The sequence below is a fragment of the Kitasatospora sp. NPDC032757 genome (assembly GCF_055579305.1).
In genome coordinates this window covers 102,949-128,303 of record NZ_JBVINN010000003.1, presented here as the reverse complement: position 1 = coordinate 128,303, position 25,355 = coordinate 102,949, and the positions used below count along the sequence as shown (strand labels likewise).

22 protein-coding genes and 1 riboswitch are annotated in these 25,355 nt (G+C 75.3%); of the genes, 16 read left to right on the top strand and 6 right to left on the bottom strand.

Annotated elements, in window-relative coordinates; translation table 11 throughout:
• Positions 1-282: 282 nt before the first annotated feature.
• From ACZ5WK_RS06130 to ACZ5WK_RS06120, 3 genes are all read left to right on the top strand, one after another.
• Positions 283-1,977 carry an ATP-binding cassette domain-containing protein gene (locus ACZ5WK_RS06130; protein WP_465545458.1) on the top strand — a complete coding sequence of 565 codons (1,695 nt, stop codon included), beginning with the start codon at positions 283-285 and terminating at the stop codon, positions 1,975-1,977.
• A gap of 176 nt (positions 1,978-2,153) precedes the next feature.
• Positions 2,154-3,989 carry an ATP-binding cassette domain-containing protein gene (locus ACZ5WK_RS06125; protein WP_465545456.1) on the top strand — a complete coding sequence of 612 codons (1,836 nt, stop codon included), beginning with the start codon at positions 2,154-2,156 and terminating at the stop codon, positions 3,987-3,989.
• Positions 3,990-4,149: 160 nt separating this feature from the next.
• On the top strand, positions 4,150-4,329 hold the full coding sequence (locus tag ACZ5WK_RS06120; protein WP_465545454.1) for a hypothetical protein: 180 nt from the start codon (positions 4,150-4,152) through the stop codon (positions 4,327-4,329).
• A 71-nt stretch (positions 4,330-4,400) separates the two neighbouring features.
• Here the strand turns inward: ACZ5WK_RS06120 and ACZ5WK_RS06115 are convergent, their stop codons facing one another.
• A complete protein-coding gene (locus ACZ5WK_RS06115) occupies positions 4,401-5,489 on the bottom strand; it encodes an alcohol dehydrogenase catalytic domain-containing protein (RefSeq protein WP_465545452.1) in 1,089 nt (362 codons plus the stop codon).
• Between the two features lie 170 nt (positions 5,490-5,659).
• Here ACZ5WK_RS06115 and ACZ5WK_RS06110 point away from each other — a divergent pair, with 170 nt between their 5' ends.
• The 5 genes from ACZ5WK_RS06110 to ACZ5WK_RS06090 all read left to right on the top strand — a co-directional run bounded on the left by ACZ5WK_RS06110 (position 5,660) and on the right by ACZ5WK_RS06090 (position 11,479).
• Positions 5,660-7,030, top strand: a complete 1,371-nt coding sequence (locus tag ACZ5WK_RS06110; RefSeq protein ID WP_465545450.1) for a M48 family metallopeptidase — start codon at positions 5,660-5,662, stop codon at positions 7,028-7,030.
• 153 nt (positions 7,031-7,183) lie between these two features.
• Entirely contained in the window at positions 7,184-7,837 is a 654-nt protein-coding gene (locus ACZ5WK_RS06105; protein WP_465545448.1) for a class I SAM-dependent methyltransferase, read from the top strand.
• A 195-nt stretch (positions 7,838-8,032) separates the two neighbouring features.
• On the top strand, positions 8,033-9,328 hold the full coding sequence (locus ACZ5WK_RS06100) for a flagellar basal body-associated FliL family protein (RefSeq protein WP_465545446.1): 1,296 nt from the start codon (positions 8,033-8,035) through the stop codon (positions 9,326-9,328).
• Between the two features lie 7 nt (positions 9,329-9,335).
• Positions 9,336-10,358: an N-acetylmuramoyl-L-alanine amidase gene (locus tag ACZ5WK_RS06095; protein ID WP_465545444.1), complete on the top strand. Its 1,023-nt coding sequence runs from the start codon at positions 9,336-9,338 to the stop codon at positions 10,356-10,358.
• Positions 10,359-10,567: 209 nt separating this feature from the next.
• A complete protein-coding gene (locus ACZ5WK_RS06090) occupies positions 10,568-11,479 on the top strand; it encodes a hypothetical protein (protein ID WP_465545442.1) in 912 nt (303 codons plus the stop codon).
• A 192-nt stretch (positions 11,480-11,671) separates the two neighbouring features.
• Here ACZ5WK_RS06090 and ACZ5WK_RS06085 read toward each other — a convergent pair whose 3' ends face one another.
• The 3 genes from ACZ5WK_RS06085 to ACZ5WK_RS06075 all read right to left on the bottom strand — a co-directional run bounded on the left by ACZ5WK_RS06085 (position 11,672) and on the right by ACZ5WK_RS06075 (position 14,908).
• The gene (locus tag ACZ5WK_RS06085; RefSeq protein ID WP_465545440.1) at positions 11,672-12,754 is read right to left on the bottom strand and encodes a prenyltransferase; all 1,083 of its coding nucleotides are present in this window, start codon (positions 12,752-12,754) and stop codon (positions 11,672-11,674) included.
• Positions 12,751-13,500, bottom strand: a complete 750-nt coding sequence (locus ACZ5WK_RS06080) for a class I SAM-dependent methyltransferase (RefSeq protein WP_396319531.1) — start codon at positions 13,498-13,500, stop codon at positions 12,751-12,753. Before ACZ5WK_RS06080 ends, ACZ5WK_RS06085 begins: the two co-directional genes overlap by 4 nt.
• Positions 13,501-13,597: 97 nt before the next feature.
• Positions 13,598-14,908: a glycosyltransferase family 4 protein gene (locus ACZ5WK_RS06075; RefSeq protein WP_465545438.1), complete on the bottom strand. Its 1,311-nt coding sequence runs from the start codon at positions 14,906-14,908 to the stop codon at positions 13,598-13,600.
• 291 nt (positions 14,909-15,199) lie between these two features.
• Here ACZ5WK_RS06075 and ACZ5WK_RS06070 point away from each other — a divergent pair, with 291 nt between their 5' ends.
• From ACZ5WK_RS06070 to ACZ5WK_RS06035, 8 genes are all read left to right on the top strand, one after another.
• The gene (locus tag ACZ5WK_RS06070; protein ID WP_465545436.1) at positions 15,200-15,862 is read left to right on the top strand and encodes a TetR family transcriptional regulator; all 663 of its coding nucleotides are present in this window, start codon (positions 15,200-15,202) and stop codon (positions 15,860-15,862) included.
• A 161-nt stretch (positions 15,863-16,023) separates the two neighbouring features.
• A riboswitch (cobalamin riboswitch) is annotated at positions 16,024-16,144 on the top strand.
• A gap of 88 nt (positions 16,145-16,232) precedes the next feature.
• On the top strand, positions 16,233-17,516 hold the full coding sequence (locus ACZ5WK_RS06065) for a prenyltransferase/squalene oxidase repeat-containing protein (protein ID WP_465545434.1): 1,284 nt from the start codon (positions 16,233-16,235) through the stop codon (positions 17,514-17,516).
• A gap of 140 nt (positions 17,517-17,656) precedes the next feature.
• Positions 17,657-18,346 (top strand): SCO2322 family protein, encoded by a 690-nt coding sequence (locus ACZ5WK_RS06060; protein ID WP_465545432.1) that lies wholly within the window; start codon positions 17,657-17,659, stop codon positions 18,344-18,346.
• Positions 18,347-18,674: 328 nt separating this feature from the next.
• Positions 18,675-19,748, top strand: coding sequence for a CbiQ family ECF transporter T component (locus ACZ5WK_RS06055; RefSeq protein ID WP_465545930.1), 1,074 nt, complete (start codon positions 18,675-18,677; stop codon positions 19,746-19,748).
• Positions 19,745-19,876 carry a hypothetical protein gene (locus ACZ5WK_RS06050; RefSeq protein ID WP_465545429.1) on the top strand — a complete coding sequence of 44 codons (132 nt, stop codon included), beginning with the start codon at positions 19,745-19,747 and terminating at the stop codon, positions 19,874-19,876. The genes ACZ5WK_RS06055 and ACZ5WK_RS06050 overlap by 4 nt, the downstream gene beginning before the upstream one ends.
• Positions 19,873-21,588, top strand: a complete 1,716-nt coding sequence (locus ACZ5WK_RS06045) for an ABC transporter ATP-binding protein (protein ID WP_465545427.1) — start codon at positions 19,873-19,875, stop codon at positions 21,586-21,588. The genes ACZ5WK_RS06050 and ACZ5WK_RS06045 overlap by 4 nt, the downstream gene beginning before the upstream one ends.
• Complete coding sequence (locus ACZ5WK_RS06040; protein ID WP_465545425.1) at positions 21,585-22,517, top strand: ECF transporter S component; 933 nt, start codon at positions 21,585-21,587, stop codon at positions 22,515-22,517. The genes ACZ5WK_RS06045 and ACZ5WK_RS06040 overlap by 4 nt, the downstream gene beginning before the upstream one ends.
• 95 nt (positions 22,518-22,612) lie before the next feature.
• Entirely contained in the window at positions 22,613-23,608 is a 996-nt protein-coding gene (locus ACZ5WK_RS06035) for an RICIN domain-containing protein (protein WP_465545423.1), read from the top strand.
• A gap of 77 nt (positions 23,609-23,685) precedes the next feature.
• Here ACZ5WK_RS06035 and ACZ5WK_RS06030 read toward each other — a convergent pair whose 3' ends face one another.
• Together ACZ5WK_RS06030 and ACZ5WK_RS06025 are read right to left on the bottom strand one after the other, a co-directional pair.
• Positions 23,686-24,774: a methyltransferase domain-containing protein gene (locus ACZ5WK_RS06030; RefSeq protein WP_465545421.1), complete on the bottom strand. Its 1,089-nt coding sequence runs from the start codon at positions 24,772-24,774 to the stop codon at positions 23,686-23,688.
• Between the two features lie 425 nt (positions 24,775-25,199).
• The gene (locus ACZ5WK_RS06025) at positions 25,200-25,334 is read right to left on the bottom strand and encodes a hypothetical protein (RefSeq protein ID WP_465545419.1); all 135 of its coding nucleotides are present in this window, start codon (positions 25,332-25,334) and stop codon (positions 25,200-25,202) included.
• Positions 25,335-25,355 lie beyond the last annotated feature (21 nt).

Below are 25,355 nucleotides of genomic sequence, written 5' to 3'. Positions count from 1 at the left end.
TCCGGACCTGCCGGATCCGAACGAGAAGGGGGGGGGAGGGGGGTCGGCCACCCGGGGGTGGGGGGACCCGGGGGCGCCGCTCCCGTTTGTCGGGAAGGGGGGGGGCGGCGCCGTCCCGTTCCGTCCTTCGCTTCGTTCCCTTCCTTTCCCGCGCCCCCCTGGGCCTTCTTCCCCCTCGTTTCCCTTGCGCCCGCCTCCTTCCCCCTCGCCTCCCTCGCTCCTTCCTTCTTGACTCGCCCCGCCCTTTTCCGACCCACGGCCCACCCCGACGGGAGCCCGCCCATGCCCCGCCGCCCCACCGGCTGGACCCTCGCGCTGGCCGTCGCCCTGCCCGCCGAGGCCGCCACCACGCTCGCCCTGCCCCCGGCACTCGCCGGCGCCGTCGACGCCGCGATCGACCGGGACGCCGGCGGCTCCGCGTTCGGGCTGCTGGCCCTCGTCCTCGGCACGGCCGCCGCCGCCAACGCGCTCGCCGCCGCGGCCGGTCCCGCCTGCGCGGCCGAGGCCACCGCCGCCCTGCGCGACCGGCTGGTGCGCCACCTGCTCGACCTCGGCCCCGGCGGCCGGCTCCGGCACGGCGGGCCGCCGCCCGGCGACCTGACCGCGCGCCTGGTCGGCTCCGCCGCCGACGCGGGCGGCCGGCTTCCGGCCGTGCTCGGCGCGACCACCGCGCTGCTCACCTCGCTCGGCGCGATCGTCGGCCTCGGGGTGCTCTCGCCCTGGCTGGCGCTCGCCTTCTTCGGCGGCGTGGTGCCCGGGGTGGCGCTGATCCGGCTCTTCCTGCGCGAGGCCGGGCAGGTCTTCCTCCGCTACCAGGAGGTCCAGGCCGACCTCGCCGGCCGGCTCGCCGGCGCGCTCACCGGGCTGCGCAGCATCCACGCGGCCGGTGCGAGGCGGCGCGAGGCGGCGCGCGTGCTGGAGCCGCTCCCCGCTCTCTCGGAGGCCGGGCACGCGCTCTGGTCCGCCCAGCGGCGGACGGCGTGGCAGGCGACGCTGCTGATCGCCGTGGTCGAGGTCGCGGTGCTGGCCACCGCCGGCGCCCTGGTGGCGGCGGGCACGCTGGCGCCCGGCGCGCTCGCGGCGGCAGCCGGCTGGGCGGCGCTCGGGGCGGGGCTCTTCGAGCAGGTCGAGGCGCTGGTCGGGGTGGCGCACGCACGGGCCGGGCAGGCCCGGGTGGACGAACTGCTGGAGCTCGCACCGGCCGTCGGCGGCACGGCCGTCCTGCCGGAGGGCGGCGCGGGTGAACTCGCCTTCCGCGGTGTGGTGGTACGCGACGGCGACCGCGTGCTGCTCGGGCCGCTCGACCTCACCGTGCCCGGCGGGCACACCGTCGCCCTGGTCGGCCGATCCGGCTGCGGCAAGTCCCTGCTGGCCGCTCTGCCCGGCCGGCTGCGCGACCCCGACGAGGGCCGGGTGCTCGTCGACGGCGTCCCCGTCGACGAGTTGACCGCCCCCGAACTGCGCCGCGCCGTCGGCTACGCCTTCGAGCGCCCCGCGCTGACCGGCCGGACCGTCCGCGAGGCGCTGGACGGCGCCGGCCCCGAGGCCGCGGCCGCCGCTCGCGCGGACGGCTTCCTACGCCGTCTGCCCGCCGGCTGGGACACTCCGCTGGACGAGCTCCGGCTCTCCGGCGGCGAGCTGCAACGGCTGGGGCTGGCAAGGCTGCTGGCCCGCCCCGCGCGGGTGGTGGTGCTGGACGACGCCACCTCGGGGCTCGACCTCGCCACCGAGTTCCAGGTCACCGAGGCCCTGGACCGGGCCACTCACGGGCGCACCCGGCTGATGGTCGCCCACCGCGAGGCGGCGGCCGCCCGCGCCGACCTGGTCGCCTGGCTCGACGCCGGCCGGCTCCGCGCCCTCGCCCCGCACACCGATCTCCTCGGCGACCCCGACTATCGCGCCACCCTCTCCGGCACCGCCCTCGAAGCGGCCACCGCCCTCGAAGCGACCACCGCCCTCGAAGCGACCACCGCCTGATGGGCCGGCACAGCGCCGCCGACGGCGTGCCGCGCGCGGGAAGTCAGCCCGGTCGGCTTCCTGCGCGGCCCCCCGAGCCGTTCTCCGACCCCGAGGGTGCCGGCGCGGGCCCCGCCCCCACCGGGCCGGTGCGGGCGGGGCCGGCTCACACCAGAGGTCGGCCCCGCCGACTTCTCGTGCAGCACCGCTCGCCCGGCTGGGTGCTGCTCGGGCGGCAGCTCGCGAGCACGAGGGGGGCGTTGTGGCGACTGCTCGGATGGTCCGGGCTCGAGGCGCTGCCGGCGCTGGTGTCGGGGCTGATGGTGTCGTCCGCCGTGGACCAGGGATTCCTGGCCGGGCGGCCGGCGGTCGGGGTGGCCTGGCTGGCCGGTTTCGGGGCGGTGACCGCCGCCCGCGCGTACGCGGCGCGGGCCGGGTTCCCGCACCTCGCGGCCGTGGTCGAACCGCTGCGGGACGCTCTGGTGGAACGCGTCGTCCGGAGCGCGCTCGCCCGGCCGTACGCCGATCCGGCCGAGGTCGCCCGGCTCACCGAACAGGTCGAATCCGCAAGGCAGTTGACCGCCACCCTGCTGCGGACGCTGCGCGGGGCCGGGGTGACCCTGGCCGCGGCCCTGGTCGGTCTGACCCTGCTCGCGCCCGCCGCCCTGCCGCTCGTCCTCGTCCCCCTGCTCGCCGCCGGCCTGCTGTTCGCCCGGCTGCTGCGCCCGCTGGTGGACCGGCGCCGCGCCGTCGTGCTTGCCGAGGAGCGCCTCGCCGCCGAAGCCGGCCGCGCCCTCCACGGGTTGCGCGACATCCAGGCCACCGGCGCCCGGCAGCGGACGGCCGAGGCACTCGCCGCCGGCGCCGGGGACAGCGCCGCCGCCTCCCGCGCGCTCGGCCGGGCCGCCGCGGCCCGGTCGCTGGTGGTCGCGCTCGGCGGCCGGCTGCCCGTGCTGGCGGTGGTCGCGGCGGCGCCCTGGCTGCTCGGCGGCGGCGGCCTCACGCCCGGCGAACTGCTCGGCGTGGCCACCTATCTGCTCCAGCAACTCGACCCCGCGGTCCGGACCTTGGCCGGTACGGTCGGCGGCTGGCTGCTGAGCCTGGCCGTCGTCCTCGACCGCCTCGCCACCACCTCCGACGAACCGGAGCCGGAACCCGGACCCGAGCCGGAGACCGTACCCGAGCCGGATCGCGACCCTGGTCCGGGCCACGGCCCCGGACCCGGCCCCGGGCCGGAACCCCCCACCCTCCGCCTCACCGCCCTCCGCTACGCCCACGGCCCGGCCGCCGAACCGGTCTTCGCCGGCCTCGACCTGACGACGGCCCCCGGCGAGCACCTGGCCGTGGTCGGCCCGAGCGGAACGGGGAAGTCCACCCTCGCCGCGCTGCTCGCCGGCCTGCTGGTGCCGCTCGACGGCGAGGTCACCGTGGACGGCGTCCGCCCGCACCTCCTCCCCGACGCCGGGCGCGCCCGCCTGGTGGCGCTGCTCCCGCAGGAGGCGTACGTGTTCCCCGGTACGGTCCGCGCCAACCTCTGCTGGCCCGACGCGCCCGCCGAGGCCCACCCCGCCAGGGCCCGCCCCGACGACTCCCGACTCGCGCACGCCACAACCCTCCTGGGCGCCGACGCGCTCGTCGCCCGGCTCGGCGGCCCCGACGCCGTGCTCGCCGATCCGGGCGCGCTCTCGGCCGGCGAACGCCAACTCCTGGCGTTGGTGAGGACGTACCTCTCCCCCGCCCCCGTCGTGGTGCTGGACGAGGCCACCTGCCACCTGGACGCCGCCGCCGAGGACCGGGTCGAGCGGGCCTTCGCGGCCCGGCCCGGGGTGCTCGTCGTGGTGGCACACCGGATCAGTTCGGCGCTCCGGGCCGACCGCGTCCTGCTGCTGGACGGCGGCCGCGGCGTGCTCGCACGGCACGGCGATCTCCAGGTGCTGTCGCCGCTGTACCGCCGGCTGGTGGGCCACTGGTTGGGTTCGGACGGGCCGCGCGGAGCCGTGCCGTTCGCGGACCACCCATCAGGATCTCGATAGGATCTCGCCCGTTCCGGCCGTTATGGTGGCCGGGGCACTGGCCGTGATCACCGGCTCTGGCGCGGCTGCTGCGCCCGATCATGCCGGTCACGCGCCCGACTCGCCCGCGGCGCCCGCCTGGCGCCGAAGCACCTGCACCCTCGCACGGAAGACGATTCTGATGTCCGACACCCTCACCGACACCACCGGACCCGCGGCCAACGGGACCGACGCCGACGGGACCACGGCCGAGGACACCGCGTCGCACGGCCGCCACCGCGGCCGTTCCGCCGCTGACGACCGCCCGGAGGCCGACCCGCACGGGCGGCACCGGCTCGGCACCGGAGCCGACCAGGGCTGAGCCCGCTCCCGCAGTACGTGACAGGGCCCGCCGGGTGCACCGGCGGGCCCTGTCACGTCCGGCGACGGCGGTCAGGCCAGCGTGACGACCGTCCGCAGCGCCTCGCCGCCCCGCATCTGCGCGATGGCCTCGTTGACCTCCGCAAGCCCGACCCGGTGCGTGATCATCCCCTCGAGGTCGATCCGCCCGGCCCGCCAGAGGTCCACCACCAGCGCGATGGTGCGCGGCACGGACGCCCCGCCGTACAGCGACGGCAGCAGCCGCTTCTCGTTGAAGAACAGCTCGCCCATGGTGAACTGCGCGAGGTCGTCCTGCGCCCCGGCGCCGATCACCACCACCGCTCCCCCGCGACGCGCCGCGTCGTACCCGGCCCGGACGGTGGCCGCGCGGCCGACCGCCTCGAAGACGTAGTCGAACCCGCCGCCCGGCATGCCCTTCGCGACGGCCTTCAGCTCCTCGGGGGCGAGCGCGTCGGTGGCACCGAACGCCAGCGCGCGCTCCCGCCGCGAGGTGACCGGGTCGACCACGACGATCCGGCCCGCGCCGCAGACCCGGGCCCCCTGCACGGCCGCGACGCCCACCCCGCCGGCGCCGATCACCGCGACGGAGGCGCCCGGCTCGACCTGCGCGGTGTGGACGGCGGCACCGATGCCGGTGGTCACACCGCAGCCGATCAGGGCGGCCAGCTCGTACGGCAGGTCGGCCGGGACCTTGATCACGGCGTCACGCTCGACCACCACCTCCTCCGCGAACGAGCCGGTGCCGTAGAAGCCGGAGGCCTCGACCGGGACGCCGTCCTCGTCGAACCGGAACCCCGGGGCGCCGAGCCGGCGCAGGCTGGAGACACAGAGGTGTCCGCGCCCGCGCTCGCAGTGGGCGCAGCGGCCGCAGGGCGCCATCCAGCAGAGCACCACCCTGTCGCCGGCCTCGATGCCGGTCACGCTCTCGCCGACCTCCACCACGTCACCGGCGCCCTCGTGGCCGGGGACGAACGGCGCGGGCTGCGGCAGGACGCCGCTCATCGCCGAGAGGTCGGAGTGGCAGAGGCTCGCCGCCCGCAGGCGGACTCTCACCTTGCCGGGGCCGAAGCCGACCGCCACCACGTCGTCGCGGACGTCGAGCGTGTCCTGGCCGGTCTTGTGCAGGATGGCTGCGCGCATGGGGCTGCTCCCGGGTTCCCCTCGGATCGGTGGTCGGGCCGATTCTGGCACGGCGCGCCCGCCCGGAGTAGAACACGTTCCACTCGGCGGCCCCCCGGGCAGCGCCGGCGGCCCCCGGACAGCGGAAGACGGGTGCCGGACACGGACCACCAGTGGCATGATCATCCGCCGTGTCCTCACCCGCCGCTACGGCCGCCCCCACCCCGCCTGCCGACGCTCCCCCCGGCGCCACGCCCCACACCTGCCCCCAGTGCGCCGCGCCGCTGGACGCCGACCCGCGCTTCGCCGTCTGGTGCCCCCGCTGCGAATGGAACCTCGTACCGGAGCACGACGCCGCGACCGCTCCGACCGCCCCTGCCACCGGGCACGAGCGGGCGGTGGCCGCCCGGACCGAGCAGCTCTACCAGGACCTCGCCGCAGGCCGCACCGCCTCCGCCGGACGACGCGACTGGCTCGCCGCGGCGGCCGTCGCTTCACTCGTCCACCTCGTCACCACCGCACTCTTCGGCTGGGCACTCTGGCTGCTCGTCACCGGGAACACCCCGCTCCGGTGCCTGGGTGCGGCCGCCCTCGCGGTCGTCGTCCTCCTGCGCCCGCGGATCGGCCGGGTGCCGCGCGGCGAGACCGTGCTGCCCCGGAGCCAGGCGCCCGCCCTCTACGGCCTGGCGGACCGGGTCGCGGCCGAACTCGGAGCACGGCCGGTCGGGGTGATCCGCCTCGACGGCTCGTTCAACGCCGGCCTCGCCGTGGTCGGGCTGCGCCGGCACTCGGTGCTCACCCTGGGCCTGCCGCTCTGGGAGGCGCTCGACGAACAACAGCGGATCGCCCTGCTCGGCCACGAACTCGCCCACCAGGTCAACGGCGACCACCGGCGCGGCCTCTGGCTCAACGCCGCCATCGGCGCGCTCGCGCACTGGTACGACCTCGCCCGGCCGCGCAGGCACGCGCAGTGGGCGGGATTCCGGCTCCTGTTCCACGTCGCCGACCTCATCAGCAACGCGGTGCTGTACTCCCTCGCCTGGCTGCTGCTGCGGACCCTGCTCCTCCTCGACCGGCTCACCGCCCGGGCCGGCCACCAGGCCGAGTACCACGCGGACACGCTCGCCGCGCAGGCCGCGTCCACCGAGGCCGCCCGCGGGATGCTGGAAGCACTGCTGCTCGACGGGGCCGCCGGCACGCTGGTCTCCCGGCTGCGCGCCGGCCACCAGAGCCGCCCCCGGACGACCCGCCGTGGCGCGGCCGACGCCCGGCCGGCCTCGCAGGCCTCGCAGGCTTCGCCGGCCGACACCCTCTGGGACCAGCTCCGCGACCACCTCGCGGGCGTCCCGCCGCTCGAACGCGAGCGCCTGCTCCGCCGCTCCGCCCGGGACCGGGCCGCCGTGGACTCCACCCACCCCCCGACCCACCTCCGCCTCGCCCTCCTCGCCCAGCGCCCGCCCCTCCCAGCCGCCGTCACCACCTCCCCCGCCGAGTCCGCCGCCATCGCCGCCGAACTCGCCCCCCACCGCCTCCGCATCGCCCGCTCCCTCCTCGCCCCCTGAGCGGACCGGGCGGACCGGACACGGAAAGCCGGCCGGGCCGCCCCGCTTCCGGCTCCGGCGCAGGTCGGGGTGGGCGGGACGGTGGGGCGTACCGTCGAGTAGGGTCCGACGGCGAGTACGGAGTACCGACCACCCCCGGCAAGGAGCTGCAGCATGTCCGACCTCCTGGAGAACACGCGACCCGGGGCCGAGGTGCTGGCGGCCTTCGAGGGTGCGACCGGGTTCATGCCGGTGGACGAGGGGCTGGCGCTGTACGCGGCGGCGGTGACGGCCGCGCGGCGGACGGGGCTGCCGGTGCTGGAGATCGGCACGTACTGCGGGCGCTCGGCGATCCTGCTGGCGGCGGCGGCCAGGGAGGCGGGGACGGTGGCGCTGACCGTCGACCACCACCGTGGGTCCGAGGAGCAGCAGCCCGGCTGGGAGTACCACGACCCGACGCTGGTGGACGCGGAGGTCGGCCGGATGGACACGCTCCCGCGCTTTCGCCGCACGCTGCACGCGGCCGGGCTGGAGGAGCACGTGGTGGCGCTGGTCGGCCGTTCGCCGCAGATCGCCGCGCTCTGGGGCGGGCGGCTCGGCCTGGTCTTCATCGACGGCGGCCACACCGACGAGCACGCCACGGGCGACTACGAGGGCTGGGTGCCGCATCTGGCGCCCGAGGGCCTGCTGGTGGTGCACGACGTCTTCCCCGATCCGGCGGACGGCGGCCAGGCCCCGTACCGGGTGTACCTGCGGGCGCTCGCCGAGGGGTTCGAGGAGATCTCGGTGACCGGTTCGCTGCGGGTGCTGCGCCGGACCGCCGCCTGATCCGTCCGCGCCGAGATCCGCGGACCCGCCCCAGGGCGATCACGGATGCTCTAACGTCGTGCCGGGGCTGTCGGGCGGGGGTTCGAACGGTACGGTGTCCGCGCGGCGCCGACGGATGCCGCGGGCGACGAAACAGCGACAAAACGGCACAGCACCAGGCAGAGCATCCGGGCAGACGGTGGGGGCTAGAGCGCAATGACGGACCAGCAGAACACCGCTCCGGCGGTCTGGGACCCCACCGCGCGCGGCGGCGCCGGCGGCTGGGTCCGCGGCCCGCAGCAGCAGCCTGCCCCCGGCGCCGCCCAGAACCCCGTAGTGCCCCCGCCCGCGGCCGCCCCGCCCGCCGGGGCGCCGCAGCCGCCCGGGCCGGGCGCCGTCGGCGACCAGGGCCCGCCGCTGGGCGCGCGCCCGTACCTGTCGGCCGCCCCCGGCTACGACGCCCCGACCGCGCCCGCCTTCCCGGCGGCAGCCCCGCAGCCGGCGGGCCCGCCTCCGGCCGCACCGCCCTCGGCACCGCCCGCCGGCGGCTTCCCGGGCCACGCGACCCCGCAGCACCAGGGCCCGGCCCGCCCCGACGGCTACGGCTACCCGGCGGCCCCGCCGCAGCCCCCGTACCCGCAGCGGCCGGACTCCCAGCAGCCGTACCCGCCCCAGCAGTACGCCCAGCAGCAGCCGTACGGGCAGCCCGACCAGCGCACCGACTACGCCCCCGGCTACCCCGCCGACTACGCCACCGGCTACGACGACCTGGACGACGAGGACCGCCCCGGCAGCAAGCGTGCGCCGCTGCTGATCACCTTCGCCCTCCTCCTGGTGCTGGCGATCGGCGGCGGCATCCTCTGGGCGGTGAAGGGCACCGGCGACTCGGCCGACAAGGCCGCCCCCGCCTCGTCCGCCACCGGCGCACCCACGGACGCGACGGCCTCCGGCAACCCGCAGCCCACCCCGGTGCCCAGCGGTTCGGCCGACGCGCCGAGTCCGACCGCCTCCGACACCGCGTCCGCAAGCCCTACGGCCGGCGCGGCCGGCCCCAACGCGCAGGCCCAGGCCAAGACGCTGGACGAACTGCTGACCCAGGGCGAGAGCGCAAAGGCGCCGATCGGCAGCGCGGTCGCCAAGGTGTCCAGCTGCCCGTCCAAGGCCGACATCGACAGCGCGGCGCAGGTCTTCGACACCGGCGCCAAGCAGCGCGACCAGCTGCTCACCAAGCTCGCCGCCCTGGCCGTCACCGACCTGCCCGGCGGTGCGGACGCGGTGGCGTCGCTGAAGTCGGCCTGGCAGCTGTCCGCCGACATCGACCGCGCGTACGCGAGCTGGGCGCGCACGGTGTCCACGCAGGGCTGCTCCGGTTCGGCGCCGAACACCGCCGACAAGAAGCACGCGGACGAGCTCAACCCGCAGGCCACCCAGGCGAAGAAGGACTTCGTGACGAAGTGGAAGACCATCGCGGACCTGTACGGCCTGACCGCGCGCACCCAGGACAGGATCTGAACCACCCGTGACCCGCACCACCGACGGCAGTACGCACGACGAACCGCCCCGCCGTTCCCGCCTGTTGCGCACCACCACGGTGGCCGGCGCGCTGGTGCCGCTCTGTCTGGCCGGCTGGCTGGGCTGGCAGGCCGTCGCCGACCACGGCCGGGCCGACGATGCCGCACCGTCGGCCCACACGGCCGGGGCGGCCGCTCCGCCGGCGCCGTCGACCTCTCCGGAGCCGTCCACTTCGGAGCCGTCCACTCCGACGACCGCCAAGAGCTCCCCGGCCACCCCCGCCGGAGGGGAACCGACGAGCTCACCGTCGGTCTCCCCCGGGACCACGCCCACCACCGCGTCCGCTCCCGTGTCCACCGCCCTCGCCGGCCGGACCGTAGTGCTCGACCCCGGCCACAACCCCGGCAACTTCGCCCACACCACCGAGATCAACCGCCTGGTCGACATCGGCAACGCCCGCAAGGAGTGCGACACCACCGGCACCTCCACCAACGCCGGCTACACCGAGGCCGAGTACACCCTGGACGTGTCCCGCCGGGCCCGCGCGATCCTGACCGCCCGCGGCGCCACGGTGGTGCTGGTCCAGGACGGCGACCGGCCCTGGGGCCCGTGCATCGACGAGCGCGCCCGCGCGGGCGCCCAGGCGCACGCCGACGCGGCGGTCTCGGTGCACGGCGACGGCGGTCCGGCCGGCGGCAGCGGGTTCCACGTGATCATGCCCGCCAAGGTGGTCGCGGGGAAGGCGGACAACTCCGCGATCGTCGCGCCCTCGCACCGGCTCGGCCTGCTGCTGCGCGACGGCTTCCACGCGGCGACCGGCGAGCCGTACGCCGACTACACGGCGAGTCAGGGGCTGGACACCCGCTCCGACCTCGGCGGGCTGAACCTCTCGACGGTGCCCAAGGTGTTCATCGAGTGCGGTAACATGCGCAACTCGACCGACGCCAGGCGGATGACGGACCCTCAGTGGCGCCAGCAGGCGGCCCAGGGGATCGCCGACGCGCTGACGACGTTTCTGACCACCCGGTAGGCGTCCGCGGCCGAGAGGGCCGTCTCGACCACCAGGTGGACGGCAGGAGTCGGACCCGCACAGTTTGCAACGACTTCGCCCCATTCCCGAGCCCGCTGTGCACCCGCGAGGCGGTTGGCCCTAGGCTTCTGGTCCGTTCGGAGTTTTCCGGACCGGTCAAGCCGACCGTGCAAACCGCCGTCCACGACACACCAACGAGGGGAACGTTAGTGAATCTGCGCGCTCTCACCAGGGGAGACGCCGCCGTCGCAGGTGCGGCCGTCCTGCTCTTCATCGCCTCCTTCCTGCCGTACTGGACCGTGGACTGCAGTGGCAGGTACTGCGGTGACACGTCGCAGAACGCCTGGGACAGCGTCCTGTTCCCCGTCCTGCCCTCCGTCTTCCTGCTCGGCATCCTCGCCGCCGTGCTGATCCTGGTGCAGCGTTTCCAGGGTGCCGCGGCCGCCGACCGCCAGGTGCTCGGCCTGCGGCTGGACCAGTGGGGCATCGCCTTCGCCGTCGCCGCGCTCTGGACCTCGATCTGGTCCCTGGGCGGCGGCCCGAAGGGCCTGGACCACGGCTTCGGCGCCTGGCTCGCCGTCATCTCCCTGATCGTGCTCGCCGGTGCCGCCGCGGCCGCCCCGCTGGTGCCCGCGCTGAAGGCGCCGCTGGTGACCGACAAGCCGGCCGCCCCGCAGGGCTACCCGGGTGGCTACCCGGCCCCGCACGCCGGTCAGCCCGGCCAGCCCGGCCAGTACGGCTACCCGGCCCCCGGTCAGGACCCGCTCCAGGCGCAGCCGCCGGCCTTCGGTGGTCAGCCCGGCGGTTACGGCTACCCGGCCCCGCAGGCCGGCCAGCCGCAGGACGGTGCCGCCCAGCAGGCCGCTGCCCAGCAGGCTCCGGCCGCCCAGGCGCAGCCCGCCCCGGCGGCCCCGGCCGCCGACTTCGCGCCGTTCTGGTTCGCCGTCCCGGCGCCGCGTCAGCTGGCCCCGAAGGACAACCCGGCCGGTGGCCCGGTCGGCGAGCTGGTCCCGGGCACGTGGTACCTGGCGGTCGAGCAGCGCGGCGCCGCGCTGGTCGCCCAGCTCCAGGACGGCACCCAGGGCGTGCTGGCCGACACCTCGGGCATCCAGCGCGGCTGACGCCCGAGCAGCAACATCGAAGGGGCGGGACCGGAGGAATCCGGTCCCGCCCCTTCAGCGTTGCGGCGCCGAGCCGTCGAGGCCCTGAGCCGCTCAGACGCTGAGCCGCTCAGAAGCTCAGCCGTCGAGGCCTCAGCCGTCGAGGCACTGGGACGCCGAGTCCTCGGCGGCTCCGTGCCTCGCGGGGCCGCCTCAGCAGCAGTCCTGTACCACCAGTCCGGCGGGCAGCTGGTCGCCGCCGAAGACCGCCACCGTGGCCGGGTCGCCGCCGAGCGCGGCGACGGCCAGCAGCAGCGCTCCCGCCGTCCAGGTGGTGCGCTCCTCCGGCCAGATGGCGTCGTCCTCGAAGACGTAGCCGGTCCAGTACGAGCCGTCGGTGTGCCGCAGGTGCTTCTGGATCCAGCGCAGGATGTCCACCGCGCGGTCGGACTCGCCGACCGCCCAGAGCGCGAGGGCCAGTTCGGCGCTCTCGCCGCCGGTCACCCAGGGCCGGTCACTGACGCAGCGCACGCCGAGGCCCGGCACGACGAAGCGGTCCCAGTCCCGTTCGATCCGCTCCAGTGCGGCCGGGCCGCGCAGCGCGGTGCCGAGCACGGGGTAGTACCAGTCCATCGAGTAGCGGTCCTTGTCGAGGAACCGCTCGGGGTGGTGGGCGATGGCGTGCCGCAGCCGGCCGGCCGCCAGCTCCCAGTCGGGCTGCGGCTCCTCCAGGTAGTCGGCGATGGCCAGGCCGCAGCGGAGCGCGTGCAGGATGGAGGACGAGCCGGTGAGCAGCGCCTCGTCGGGCGCCGAGCCGTTCTCGTCGACCCGCCAGGAGATCGGCCCGTCGGGCAGCCGCAGGCCGACGATGAAGTCCAGGGCGCGCCTGACGACGGGCCAGATCCAGTCCAGGAACGCGTCGTCACCGGTGCTGAGGTGGTGGTGCCAGACGCCGACCGCGACGTACGCGCAGAAGTTGGTCTCCTTGGCGGAGTTGGAGACCTGGCCGTCCGTGCCGCCGCCCTGCCCGTAGCTGTAGGCCGCGTACCAGGAGCCGTCGGGGTTCTGGTTGGCGGCCAGCCAGCGGTAGGCGGCCTCGGCGGCGGCGTGCTCGCCGGCGGTGTCCAGGGCCATCGCGGCCTCGGTGTGGTCCCACGGGTCGAGGTGGTGGCCGGTGAACCAGGGTATGGCGCCGTCGCTCTGCTGCTCGGCGAGGATGCTGCGGACGGTGCGGGCGGCCTGCTCGGCGTCGAGCACCCCGTCCAGCAGCAGCACCTCGGGGACGGCGGCGGTCACTCGCCGGCCCTGGCGGTCTCGGCGCGGTTGGGCTTGGAGGCGTAGGCGACGAAGCTCTTGCCGATGACCGGGTTGAGCGCCTTCTCGGCGGCCTTGGTGAGGGTGCTGATCACCGGGGTGCCGATGATGTCCCAGACCAGCAGCTGGTGGTAGGCCTTCACCGGCAGCGCCTTGTCGTTGTCCACGCCGACCGCGCACTTGATCCACCAGTACGGCGAGTGCAGCGCGTGGGCGTGGTGGGTGCCGTACGGCTCCAGGCCGGCGTCCTTGAGCTTGCCGAGGAGTTCGTCGCCGCGGTAGATGCGGATGTGGCCGCCCTCGACCTCGTGGTACTCGTCGGAGAGCGCCCAGCAGATCTTCTCGGGCAGCCAGCGCGGGACGGTGACGGCGAGCAGGCCGCCGGGCTTGAGGACGCGGAACATCTCGTTGAGCACGCCCTTGTCGTCCGGGATGTGCTCCATCACCTCGGAGATGATGATCTTGTCGAAGTACTCGTCCTCGAACGGCAGGGCCAGCGCGTTGCCCTCCATGGCGACGGCCGACGCGCCCTCGGGCGCCTCACCGGCCTGCTCCATGGCCGCGAACCACTTCGTGACCTCGGCGATCTCCTCGGTGTTCTGGTCGAGGGCGATCACGTTGGCCCCGCGCCGGTAGCACTCGAACGCGTGCCGCCCCCCGCCGCAGCCCAGGTCGAGCACCCGGTCGCCGGGGGCGAGCGGGAAGCGCGAGAAATCAACGGTCAGCACTGCGGGGCTCCCATTCCTTTGGTACCAAACGCTTCCGACGCCACGTCAGACCGGGCGGGGGACAGAATGACTTGAAGAGAGGGTGACGTGGCGGCCGTCAGGCCACGTACCGCCAGCCCGGACCGGAGCGGGCGCGCTGCCCGACCCCGGTGGCGATCGCTGCCCGGTAGCCCTCGGCGGTCAGTTCGGCGGCCCGCTGCCAGGTGAACCGCTCGAGCACCCGCTCGCGCCCGGCCTCGCCGAGCGCCTCGCGCAGTTCCGGATCGTCCAGCAGCCGGCCGAGCGCCGCCGCCAGCGCGTCCGCGTTGCCCGGCGGGACGGCCAGGCAGGTCTCGCCGTCCGGCCCGGCCACCTCGGGGATCGCCCCTCCGGTGGTGGCGACCAGCGGCGTGCCGGTGGCCATCGCCTCGGCGGCGGGCAGCGAGAAGCCCTCGTACAGCGACGGCACGCAGGCCACCTCGGCCGAGCGGTAGAGGTCGACCAGCTCCTGGTCCGTCAGGCCGCTGCGGAACTCGATGTACCGTTCCAGGCCGAAGCGGCGCACCGCCTCGGTGACCGGCCCCTGCTCCTTCTGCGGCTTGCCGACCACGACCAGGTGCGCGTCCCGCTCGGTGCGGACCTTGGCCAGCGCCTCCACCAGGTACACCAGTCCCTTGAGCGGGACGTCCGCGCTGGAGGTGGTGACGATCCGGCCGGGCATCCGCCGCACCGTCTCCGACGGCGACCAGAGCCGGGTGTCGGCGCCGATCGGCACCACCGAGACCGCGCCGGGCGCGGCACCCAGGTGCTCGACGATCTCCCGCTTCGAGCTGCCGGAGACGGTGATGATGTGCTCCAGCCGGGCGGCCACCCGGCGCTGCATCCGGGTGAAGGCGTACCAGCGGCGCAGCGACAGCCGCCGGAGTCTGGTGGGGGCCGCGTCCAGCTCCAGCTGCCGGTCCACGGTGATCGGGTGATGGATCGTGGTGACCAGCGGGAACCCGTGCCGCCCGAGGCCGAGCAGGCCGTAACCGAGGGTCTGGTTGTCGTGCACGACGTCGTAGCGGCCCTTGTGCAGGGCGAGGTACCGACGGGCGCGCAGCGAGAAGGTCAGCGGCTCGGGGAAGCCGCCGGTGCGCATCGTGGCGACCTCCAGCACGTCCACCGGGCCGCGGTACTCGGCGAGGTCCGGTGTGCGGAAGGGGTCGTCGGCCCGGTAGAGGTCCAGGCTGGGCAGCTCGACCAGCCGGACCGAGCCGGGGCCCTCGACCTCGTCCAGTACGGGGTACGGCTGGGCGCCGATCACGTCCACGTGGTGGCCCAGCCTGGCCAGTTCACGGGAGAGGTGCCGTACGTAGACGCCCTGGCCGCCGCAGAACGGGTCGCCGCGGTACGACAGGAGGGCAATCCGCAGCGGTCGCGCGGTCATCCTCGGCCCCCATCTCTGCTACTAGGTGTGCTGCCGGTCGGTAAAGTAGATCAGGTTTCAGTGTGAGGTGGAGTTCGCCACTGACCATGTGAACAATGAGAGACCTCGAAGATACCGGCCCGTAGCTTCTCGTCAGGAGCCAGGGCTGGTGATTCACGCCACGCCGGATCACCCGCCCGACCTGCCGGACCAGCTCCGCCGGACCGGCCGGACGTACCTGCTCCGGAACCGTTCCGGACATGCTCCGGCACTTCAGGAGCACCCCGCCACTCTCGCGCACCGGGAGCACCCTTGCCGTCGCCCGCCGCACCACACCCTGCGCCACCCGCCGCGGCGCACCCCGCGCCGCGCTCCGCACCGACCCCCGCACCGCACCCCGACGGCCCGCCGCTGACCGCCCGGCAGGCCGAACGGCGGCGGCGGATCCTGCGCTCCGCGACCGCGCTGGCGGCCCGCGGCGGGTACGACGCGGTGCAGATGCGGGAGGTCGCGGAGGGCGGGCAGGTCGCGCTCGGCACCCTGTACCGGTACTTCCCGTCGAAGGTACATCTGCTGGTCGCGGTCATGCTGGAGCAGTTGCAGAGCCTCCAGGAGCACGTCCGGCGGCACCCTCCGGCCGAGCTCGAACCGGCCCCGCGGGTCGCCGAGACACTCACCCGCGCGTTCCACGCGCTCCAGCGCGAACCACTGCTGGCGGAGGCGATGGTCCGGGCGCTCTCCTTCGCGGACCGCTCGGTCAGCACCGAGGTGGACCTCGTGAGCACCGCCACCGGACAGCTGATCCTGGACGCGATCGGCCAGTCCGGTCCGCCCACCGAGAGCCAGCGTGCCGCCGTCCGGGTGATCGAGCACACCTGGCACTCGGCGCTGGTGTCCTGGCTCTCCGGCCGCTCCTCGATCGCCGAGGTCCGCGCCGACCTGCACACCGCCGCCCGGCTGCTCACCCTGCCGTGACGCCGGTCGGCCGCCGGCCGGCCGCCGCCCCACCGCTGCCGTGCGGCCGTTCGCCGGTGCTCGCCCCCGATCGGTGGCGGTGCCCGCCGCCCAAGTGGAACCTGTTCTCGCCCGGGCGGTTCGGCAGCCCCCGCGCGGCCGCTAAAGTCGAGCCGCAGGACAATTCCATCCCGCTTCTCCTCCGGGGAAAGCCGGTGCGAATCCGGCACTGACCCCGCAACCGTGAGCCCGGCGCTGGACGGCCGGGCGAGTCGGAATGCCCGGGGAGGGGCGAGCGGCCACACCGGGCACACCCGCGCCCGGCACCCGTCGAGGTCTACGGATCGGCCCACCCGGGCCACCACCGCTCACCGAAAGGCTCACCTCCACCATGCTCACCGCCGCCCGCCTGGGCGCCGCCGCCCTGACCGCCGCGCTGCTCACCGGCGCCGCCGCCGTGCCGGCCCTCGCCGACAGCCCCTCACCCAGCGCCGCGGCCGCCCCCGAGGGCCTGTACGGCAAGGGCGACCCGACGTTCGACGGGGTGTGGCGGCAGTCGCTCGCCCTCACCGCACTGGCGGGCGCCAAGGTGACGCCCGCCGACTCCGCCGTCTCCTGGCTCACCGGCCAGCAGTGCGCGGACGGCGGCTGGCAGTCCTTCCGTGCGGACACCACGGCCGCCTGCGCCGCCGCGACCGGGGACAGCAACGCGACCGCCGTCGCCGTCCAGGCGCTGGTCGCACTCGGCGGGCACCAGGACGCCGTCGACAAGGGCGTCCAGTGGCTCAAGGCCAACCAGAACGCGGACGGCAGCTGGGCCTACAACCCCGGCAGCCCCGGCGACGCCGACTCCACCGGCCTCGCCGTCAACGCCCTGCTCGCCGCCAAGGTGGACCCGGCCGGCGTCGCCAAGGCCGGCAAGAGCGCCTTCGACGGGCTCGCGCTCTTCCAGCTCGGCTGCGCCGCCCCCGCCGACCAGCGCGGCGCCTTCGCCTACCAGCCCAAGCCGGACGGTGCGCTCGAACCGAACGCCCTCGCCACCGGCCAGGCCTCGCTGGCCGCCGTCGGCGGGAAGCTGCCGGTCACCAACACCAACCGGACCGACGCCGCGCCCAAGGCGCTCACCTGCGCGGACGGCTCCACCGGCGCGGCCGGCTCGGCGCCGACGGCCGTGCCGCGCGCCGACTCCGGCGAGGCCGCGGGCGCCTACCTCACCGCTCAGCTCGCCGCCGGCGGGCAGCACCTCACCCTCACCACCCCCGGCGCCGCCCCGACCCCCGACTACACCGCCACCGCCTGGGCCGCGCTCGGCCTGATCCAGGGCGGCCACCCGCAGCAGGCCGCCGGCGCGGTGGACTGGCTGGCCAAGGAGGGCACCACCTGGACCAAGGGCGGCACCGACGCCTCCGCCACCGCCACCCTGCTGCTCGTCGCCCAGGCCGCCCAGCGGGACCCGGCCTCGTTCGGCGGCGACCTCGTCGCCCAGCTGACCGCCCTCGGCCCGGCGCCCAAGGCGACCGCCCCGGCCTCGGCCTCCGCCACGGCCTCCGCGCCGGCGAAGGGGAAGAAGGACGGCAGCGTCAGCCAGTGGTGGCCGATCGGCATCGGCCTGCTCATCGGCATCGGCGGCGGCGTGGTCCTGAGCATTCAGCGCAAGCGCGGCCCGAAGCCGTGACCAGCCCGACCACGCCGGCACCGGTGAGCCCGGCAGCAGCCGCCGCTGCACCGGGCCACCCGGCAGCAGCAGCCGCCCCGGCAGCAGCTGCTCCGGCAGGAGCCACCGCGGCACCCGCTGCCCCCGGCCGCTGCCGGCGGGTGGCGCCCGCTCTCGTCCGGTTCGTCGCCGGGGTGGTGGCCGGGGTGCTGATCCTGCTGGTGATCGGGGCCGCGCCGGCGCAGGCCGCCGGGTACCGGTACTGGTCGTTCTGGAAGTGGTCCGACGGCGGGTGGGCCTACCAGCAGCAGGGGCCCTCCGTGTACGTTCCGCCGGACGGTGGCGTGGACGGATGGCGCTTCGCCGTCAGCCCCGACGGCGGCCGGGACGCCGCCCGCCCCGGCACCGCCCCGGACTTCGCCACCGTCTGCGGCGGCACGCCCGCGCAGCAGGGGCGGAAACGCGTTGGCGTCGTCCTGGACTTCGGCACTGCCGCCGACGCCGGCGGCGAGACCCCGCCCGGGCCCCGTACCGCCTGCGCCGTCGTACCCGGCAACGCCAGCTCGGCCGAGGTACTGGCCACCGTCGCCCCGCCGCTGCGGTACGACACCAGCGGGCTGCTCTGCGCCATCGCCGGCTACCCGAAGGCCGGCTGTGCCGACCAGCTCGGCGCAGCCGGCCGGCCCTCCGATCAGCCCTCCGACCGTTCCTCCGCCGACGCCACTGCTGCCGCCGCGCGCAACGACGGCTTGCCCGGCACCGGCGGCCCGAACCTCGGCGTGATCGCCGGTGCCGCGCTCGTCGCCGTCCTGGCCGCGGGCGCCGTCTGGCAAGCGCGTCGCCGCCGCTGAACGGGCGCCCGAATATGTCGACCGGTCCACATAGACCGACCGGCCTATCTATATCGACCGGTCTACTTATGACGACCGGTCTACAGAAAACGACCGCCCGTACGACCAAGCGGGGTAGGAAGTCGGCCGGTCCGACTTCCTACTCCGGGGCCACCCCCGAGTCAGCCCAGGCCCCACCCCGGCCCCACCCCCGCCGCCCAACGCCCGCTGCCCGCCCCGGCACCACGCCGCCCCAACCCGCCCACCCCCGACCTGGACCCCCTCCCCCGTGAGCACACCCCGCGCCGCCGGCCCGCCCCGCGCCCCCCGCGCCACTCGCCGCCCGCCCATCGGCCCCCGCCAGCTGCACCCCGGGGCCTGGTGGCTGTGGGCGCTCGGTCTGGGCGCGGCGGCCACTCGGACCACCAACCCGATCCTCCTGCTGCTCCTCGTCGCCGTGGCCGGTTACGTGGTGGCCGCCCGGCGCGGCGATGCGCCGTGGTCGCGTTCCTACGGCGCGTTCCTCCGGCTGGGGCTGCTGGTGCTGGGCATCCGCCTGGTGTTCGCCGTGCTGCTCGGTTCGCCGGTCCCCGGCACGCATGTGCTCTTCACCCTCCCCGAAGTGCCGCTGCCCGCCTGGGCGCAGGGCGTGCGGATCGGCGGCCGGGTCACCGTCGAGGGCCTGCTCGCCGCGTTCTACGACGGACTCCGGCTGGCCACCCTGTTGGTCTGCGTCGGCGCCGCGAACGCCCTCGCCAGCCCGGCCCGTCTGCTGCGCGCGCTACCGGGTGCGCTCTACGAGGCGGGCGTGGCCGTCGTGGTGGCGATGACCTTCGCGCCGAACCTGGTCGCCGACGTCCAGCGGCTGCGTGCCGCGCGCCGGTTGCGCGGGCGTACCGACCGGGGCATCGCCGCCGTGCTGAGCGTCGGGATTCCCGTTCTGGAGGGCGCGTTGGAGCGTTCGGTGGCGCTCGCCGCCGCCATGGACACCCGCGGCTTCGGCCGTACCGCCGACGTCCCGCCGCGCCTCGCCCGCACCACCGCCGTGCTCACTCTGGCCGGCCTGCTCGGCGTCTGCCTCGCCGCGTACGGACTGCTGACCGCCGGGGGCGCGGGCTGGGCCCTGCCCGTGCTGCTGCTCGGTCTGGCCGCCGCGTTCGCCGGGCTGCTGCTCGGCGGCCGGCGTTCCACCAGGAGTCGCTACCGGCCGGATCCGTGGGCGCTGCCCGAGTGGCTGACCGCCGGATCGGGCGCCGCCGTGGCCGGGTTGACGATCTGGCTCTCCGCCCACGACCCGGCCGCCTTCGCCCCCACCGTCGTCCCGCCGACCGCCCCCACCCTGCCGCTGGCCGCCGTCGTCGCCGTCCTCGTCGGCCTGGTCCCGGCGTTCGCCGCCCCGCAGCCGCCCCGGAGGGCCTCGTGACCGCCTCGCCCCAGGCCTCCGCCCAGGCCCGCACCTCGGCCCGCACCCCGGCCCGCACCCTGGCCGAGGCCGCCGCACAGCCACCCGCCGCACCCGCCACCCCGCAGCCGCCCCGGAGGGCCTCGTGATCACCTTCGAGCAGGTCTCCGTCCAGTACGCCGACGCCGGGTCCCCGGCCCTGAGCGGCGTCGACCTGACGATCCCCGAGGGCGAACTCTGCCTGCTGGTCGGCCCGTCGGGCTCCGGGAAGTCCACCCTGCTGGGCACCGTCAGCGGCCTCGTCCCGCACTTCACCGGCGGTGTGCTGCACGGCCGCGTCACCGTCGGCGGGCGCGACACCCGCGAGCACCGGCCGCGCGAACTCGCCGACCTGGTCGGCACGGTGGGCCAGGACCCGCTGGCGCACTTCGTCACCGACACGGTCGAGGACGAACTCGCCTACGGCATGGAGTCGTTGGGCCTGGCTCCGGACGTGATGCGGCGCCGGGTCGAGGAGACGCTCGACCTGCTCGGCCTCGCCGACCTCCGAGACCGCGCCCTGGGCTCCCTCTCCGGCGGCCAGCAGCAGCGCGTCGCGATCGGTTCGGTGCTCACCGTCCACCCCCGCGTGCTGATCCTCGACGAGCCCACCTCCGCGCTCGACCCGGGCGCAGCCGAGGAGGTGCTGGCCGTGCTGCAGCGACTGGTCCACGACCTCGGCACCACCGTGCTGATGGCCGAGCACCGGCTGGAGCGGGTCGTCCAGTACGCCGACCAGGTCCTGCTGCTCAACCCCGGCGCGCCGCCCGTCCTCGGCGAGCCGGCCGAGGTGATGGCGCACTCACCCGTCCACCCGCCCGTGGTCGGCCTCGGCCGGCTCGCCGGATGGGACCCGCTGCCGCTCTCCGTCCGCGACGCCCGCCGCAAGGCCGCCGCCCTGCGCACCCGGCTCGACGGCCTGCACCCGACGGCCGCCCCCTCCCCGACGGCCGCCCCCTCCCCGACGGCCGCCCCCTCGAAGCCCCCCGCCACACCCACCACCACACCCACCGCCGTCGCCGACCGCCTCGCCGTCAAGCGCGGCCCCGTCCCCGCCCTGCGCGGAGTGGACCTCACCCTCCGCCCCGGCGAGATCACGGCGCTCATGGGCCGCAACGGCGCCGGCAAGTCCACCCTGCTCGGCACCCTGGTCGGCCTGCACGCGCCCGCCTCCGGCAGCGCCCGGGTCGGCGGGCTCACCCCGCACCGCACACGGCCCGCCGACCTGATCCGCCAGGTCGGCCTCGTCCCGCAGGACCCGCGCGACCTGCTCTACGGGGAGAGCGTCACCGCCGAGTGCGCCGCCGCCGACAGCGACGCGGGCGCCGCCCCCGGCACCTGCCGCGCCCTGGTGGAGCGACTGCTGCCCGGCATCGCCGACGCCGCCCACCCGCGCGACCTCTCCGAAGGCCAGCGGCTCTCCCTGGCCCTGGCCGTCGTCCTCACCGCCCGGCCCCCGCTCCTGCTGCTGGACGAACCGACCCGTGGCCTCGACTACGCCGCCAAGGCCCGTCTGGTCGAGATCCTGCGCACGCTCGCCGCCGAGGGCCACGCCGTCCTGCTCGCCACCCACGACGTGGAGCTGGCCGCCGAACTCGCCCACCGCACGGTGATCCTGGCCGAGGGCGAGATCGTCGCGGACGGTCCGACGGCCGAAGTGGTGGTCTCCTCGCCCGCGTTCGCCCCGCAGGTCGCCAAGATCCTCGCCCCCTCCCCCTGGCTCACCGTCCACCAGGTCGAGCGGGCCCTCCGCGCCGGCACCCGCCCCGCCGGCAGCGCCGAACCCGACGCCGGCACCGGCCCCGACGGGAGCGCCGGATGAACCGCCCCGCCGCCCCTCGCCCCGCCGCCGCCCCCCGCCCCCTCACCCGCTCTGCCGTCCTCACCCGCCCCGTCCCCCTCGGCCGCCGCTCGATCGCGACCCTGCTCCTCACCTCCCTGGTCGGCGTGGCCGCCTTCGGCTGGCCGCTGCTCGCCGCCACCGACTCCGCGCTGGTCGGCCACTCCACCGACGCCCCGTGGCTGTTCGCCCTGCTCCTGCCGCTGCTGCTCGCCGTCGTGATCGCCCAGATCTCCGAGGGCCGCACGGCCGGCGGCGGCGCGCCCGGCCTGGACGCCAAGTCGGTCGCCCTGCTCGGCGTGCTGGCTGCCGCGGGCGCGGCCCTGCGCCCGCTCGGCGCGGGGACGGCCGGGCTGGAGCCGATGTTCTTCCTGATGGTGCTGGCCGGACGGGTGCTCGGCCCGGGCTTCGGCTTCGTGCTCGGCTCACTCTCGATGTTCGCGTCTGCTCTGCTGACCGGCGGGGTCGGACCCTGGCTGCCGTTCCAGATGCTCTCCATGGGCTGGGTCTGCCTCGGCGCCGGCCTGCTGCCCGGTGCCGCCACCCTCCGCGGCCGCCGCGAACTCGCCCTGCTGGCCGGTTACGGGGCGCTGTCCTCCGTGCTCTACGGCACGATCATGAACCTCCAGGGCTGGCCCTACATCGCCGGTCTGGCGAGTTCGATCTCCTTCGTCCCCGGTGACCCGGTCGGCGCCAACCTGGTGCGTTTCGCCGCCTACTGCCTCACCACCTCCCTCGGCTGGGACCTCCCCCGCGCCACCCTCACCGTCGTCCTCTGCCTCACGCTCGGCACCCCCGTCCTGCGTGCCCTGCGCCGGGCCACCCGCCGAGCCGCCTTTGCCGCACCCGTGGAGTTCCGCCCGCCGCCAGGTGGCGGCGTCCCCGAGCGGGAACACACCTCTTCCAGGTGAATCCCGCGACGCGGGCGTGACCCACAGCCCCGAAGGGCCGGTTCGTCCACGAATATCTCGACCGCACCTGCCGTCCAGGAAATGGAGTCGAGTTCGTGAGTTCCCTCAACCGGGGCGTCGCCCGTGCGGCGACCGTGGCCCTGACGTCCCTGGCGCTCGCCGGCGCCTTCGCGTCACCCGCCGCCGCCGTGACCTTCATCGGCCGGGACGCCCCGACCACCGTGACGATCGCCCCGGGCCAGACCGCCGCGGTGCCGTGGACGTACCAGAACACCGGCGGGCCCGGCCTCCTTCCCCCCTCCGGCATGTCGGCCGTGTTCACCGCGCCGGGCAACACCACCTTCGCCCCGCAGTCCACCGTCCCCACCCAGTACAGCGGCGACGGCTCTTCCTGGACCGGCAACAATGCGGGCCTGCGCAACTGCACGCTCAGCAACGCCGGCCGAACGCTCACCTGCGAGGGTTACGGACTCAACGGCGGCCGCAGCGGCTGGCCGTCCAACGGGTACTTCCGCTTCTCCCCGCAGGTCACCGTGGACGCCTCGGCACCGGCCAACACCACGCTCCCGCGCGGCAACGGCAGCTTCCGCTACCGGGACCCGAACAACGGCACCGACTACACGATCACCGACGGCACCCTGAACGTCGCCACCCCGCCGCGCGTGCCGAAGGGCATGTGCCTGGACATCGGCAACACCCGGTTCAACGCCGACAACGCCCGGATCTGGCAGTGCCTCGACCACACCAACCAGCGGTTCGTCCTCGACGAGGGCCGGGTCAAGGTCGCCGACACCGTCGGCACCAACCCGGAGATGTGCCTCGACGCCGACAACACCGGCTTCAACGGCGACAACGTCCGCATCTGGGCCTGCGAGTACTCCGACGCGGCCACCGCCAACCAGTCCTGGCTGCTGCGCCGGGGCTCGTTCGTCCTGGAGTCGACCCTCGGCACCGCCCAGGAGATGTGCCTGGACGTCGGCGGAACGCGCAACAACAACGACAACGCCTTCATCTACCAGTGCGGGGCCGGCAACCCCAACCAGCAGTTCGTCGTAGAGGAGGGCTACATCAAGGTGAAGGACACCCTGTGAGGTGATCCGACGCGGGGCCCGCCCGCCCTTTCGCCGTAGCGCGGCAAGGGCGGGCGGAACACGACCAACCCCACGGGTCAGCCGATCAGTTGGTCCGGCTCGTCCAACCACGGGCGGTGCTCACCGGCGGCGGTGACCGTCAGGCCGAAACGGGTGAGAGCGGGCTGCCCCTGGCGCACCCACCAGGCGAGCGCGGCCGTGATCTCGTCCCAGAGGTTGCGGGGCCCCGACTGGGACACCGCGTGCCCGCCGTCCCAGTCGGCGAAACGGCAGTGTGCGTAGGAGACGCCGTCCCAGGCCTCAAGGCGGCCGGTGCCGAAGCGGTCGTAGTCGGCCGCCACGTCCTGCCGCAGCAGGCCGGGCAGCCGCAGACCGACGGCGAACGCCGCGTCCGTCTGCTCGGCCACCTCTGCGGGATCGAGGCCGGAGGGGCCGTGGCGAACGTCCTCGATGTCGAACGCGTCCGTCTCCGGCCGCTGGTCGCGCACCCACATGAACGCCACGTCCTCCATGAACGGCCCGCTCGCCGAAAGGCCGTCCTCGGCCACGGTCAGCTTCAGCAGGCCGCCGTTGCAGAACGGCGTGCCGTAGGGCACCAGGACCACGCCGCCCGGCGCCGTCTGCTCGATCAAGGCGACGGGTACGCGCTGCACCGCCGCCGTGACGTGGACGCGGTCGTACGGCGCGCGCTGCGGGTGGCCGAGCGTGCCGTCGTCGGCAATCACCATGGCGCGCAGGCTGTTGGCCCGGAGGCGCCGGCGGGCCTCGGCCGCGATATCGGTGTCGACCTCGACGGTGATGACGTTCTCGGCGCCGAGCCGGTGAGCGAGCAGCCCGGCCGTCCAGCCCGTCCCGGCACCGACTTCGAGCACCCGCATACCCTCAGAGACGTCGAGGTGGCGGAGCATCCGGGCGACCACCGTGGGCATCGAGCTGGAGGAGGACGGGGTGGTGGAGCCCTCGTACAGCTGGGTGACGAGCGGCAGATCGGAGGCCACCAGGTCGTACCAGCGGACGGGGTCGGTCGTCCGGTCGATCCATTCGCCCTCGCGGAAGAACGAGTTCGGCATGAACAGCCGGCGCGGCACGGCTCGGAAGGCCGGCTCCCAGTCGGCCGACAGGGCGCCGGACTCGCGCAGTGAGTTGGTGAGTTCGTTCCAGTTCATGACGTCCTCAGGGCTTCGCCGGCTTGGGCAGGTTGGTGGGCGGCGCGTCGCGCCTGCCGTCGTGCGGAGCGGTGTCCGGCTTGCCCGAGTGCCCACCCCCCTTACCGCCACCGGCCTTGCCGGGGCTGTCGCCGCCTGATCCTCCGCCGTGCTTTCCCATGGCTGTCCTCTCTCGTGAGTCGATCGATGGATGCGCCGGGGGGTGGGTCGTAAGCCGCACCCGGCGGCCGGCCTACCGGTCCGGGGGCCTCGGGGTGGGGTGTCGCTCGGGCTGCTGCGGCGGCGGAGTCGTCATACTTGTGTCTCCTCACACTGAGGTTCTCCCCAACGCTCGTTGGCGGTGAGGACGTTCGGTGATGTGGACCCGCTCGGGCCGCTTGTTCGCTGCCAGGATCCGGCGGCCGGGGCGGGAGCTGGAGTAGCGCCTACGCGCCACCCGCGCGGCAGAACGTCAGCAGCATCGCGGCGACCACCACGACGCCTGCGACGGAGACGGCAAACGCAGCGGCAAGCCGACGGGTGTCGCGGATGCCTCCGCTGTCCAGCCCGTCGTCCGTCATTGGTGCGCACTCCCGTGGTGG

What these genes read in the sequence shown, in the direction of transcription:
- ACZ5WK_RS06130 (WP_465545458.1), top strand. Translation starts at nt 283, where the DNA reads ATGCCCCGCCGCCCCACCGGCTGGACCCTCGCGCTGGCCGTCGCCCTG.
- ACZ5WK_RS06120 (WP_465545454.1), top strand. Translation starts at nt 4,150, where the DNA reads ATGTCCGACACCCTCACCGACACCACCGGACCCGCGGCCAACGGGACC.
- ACZ5WK_RS06115 (WP_465545452.1), bottom strand. Translation starts at nt 5,489, where the DNA reads ATGCGCGCAGCCATCCTGCACAAGACCGGCCAGGACACGCTCGACGTC.
- ACZ5WK_RS06105 (WP_465545448.1), top strand. Translation starts at nt 7,184, where the DNA reads ATGTCCGACCTCCTGGAGAACACGCGACCCGGGGCCGAGGTGCTGGCG.
- ACZ5WK_RS06100 (WP_465545446.1), top strand. Translation starts at nt 8,033, where the DNA reads ATGACGGACCAGCAGAACACCGCTCCGGCGGTCTGGGACCCCACCGCG.
- ACZ5WK_RS06075 (WP_465545438.1), bottom strand. Translation starts at nt 14,908, where the DNA reads ATGACCGCGCGACCGCTGCGGATTGCCCTCCTGTCGTACCGCGGCGAC.
- ACZ5WK_RS06065 (WP_465545434.1), top strand. Translation starts at nt 16,233, where the DNA reads ATGCTCACCGCCGCCCGCCTGGGCGCCGCCGCCCTGACCGCCGCGCTG.
- ACZ5WK_RS06040 (WP_465545425.1), top strand. Translation starts at nt 21,585, where the DNA reads ATGAACCGCCCCGCCGCCCCTCGCCCCGCCGCCGCCCCCCGCCCCCTC.
- ACZ5WK_RS06030 (WP_465545421.1), bottom strand. Translation starts at nt 24,774, where the DNA reads ATGAACTGGAACGAACTCACCAACTCACTGCGCGAGTCCGGCGCCCTG.
- ACZ5WK_RS06025 (WP_465545419.1), bottom strand. Translation starts at nt 25,334, where the DNA reads ATGACGGACGACGGGCTGGACAGCGGAGGCATCCGCGACACCCGTCGG.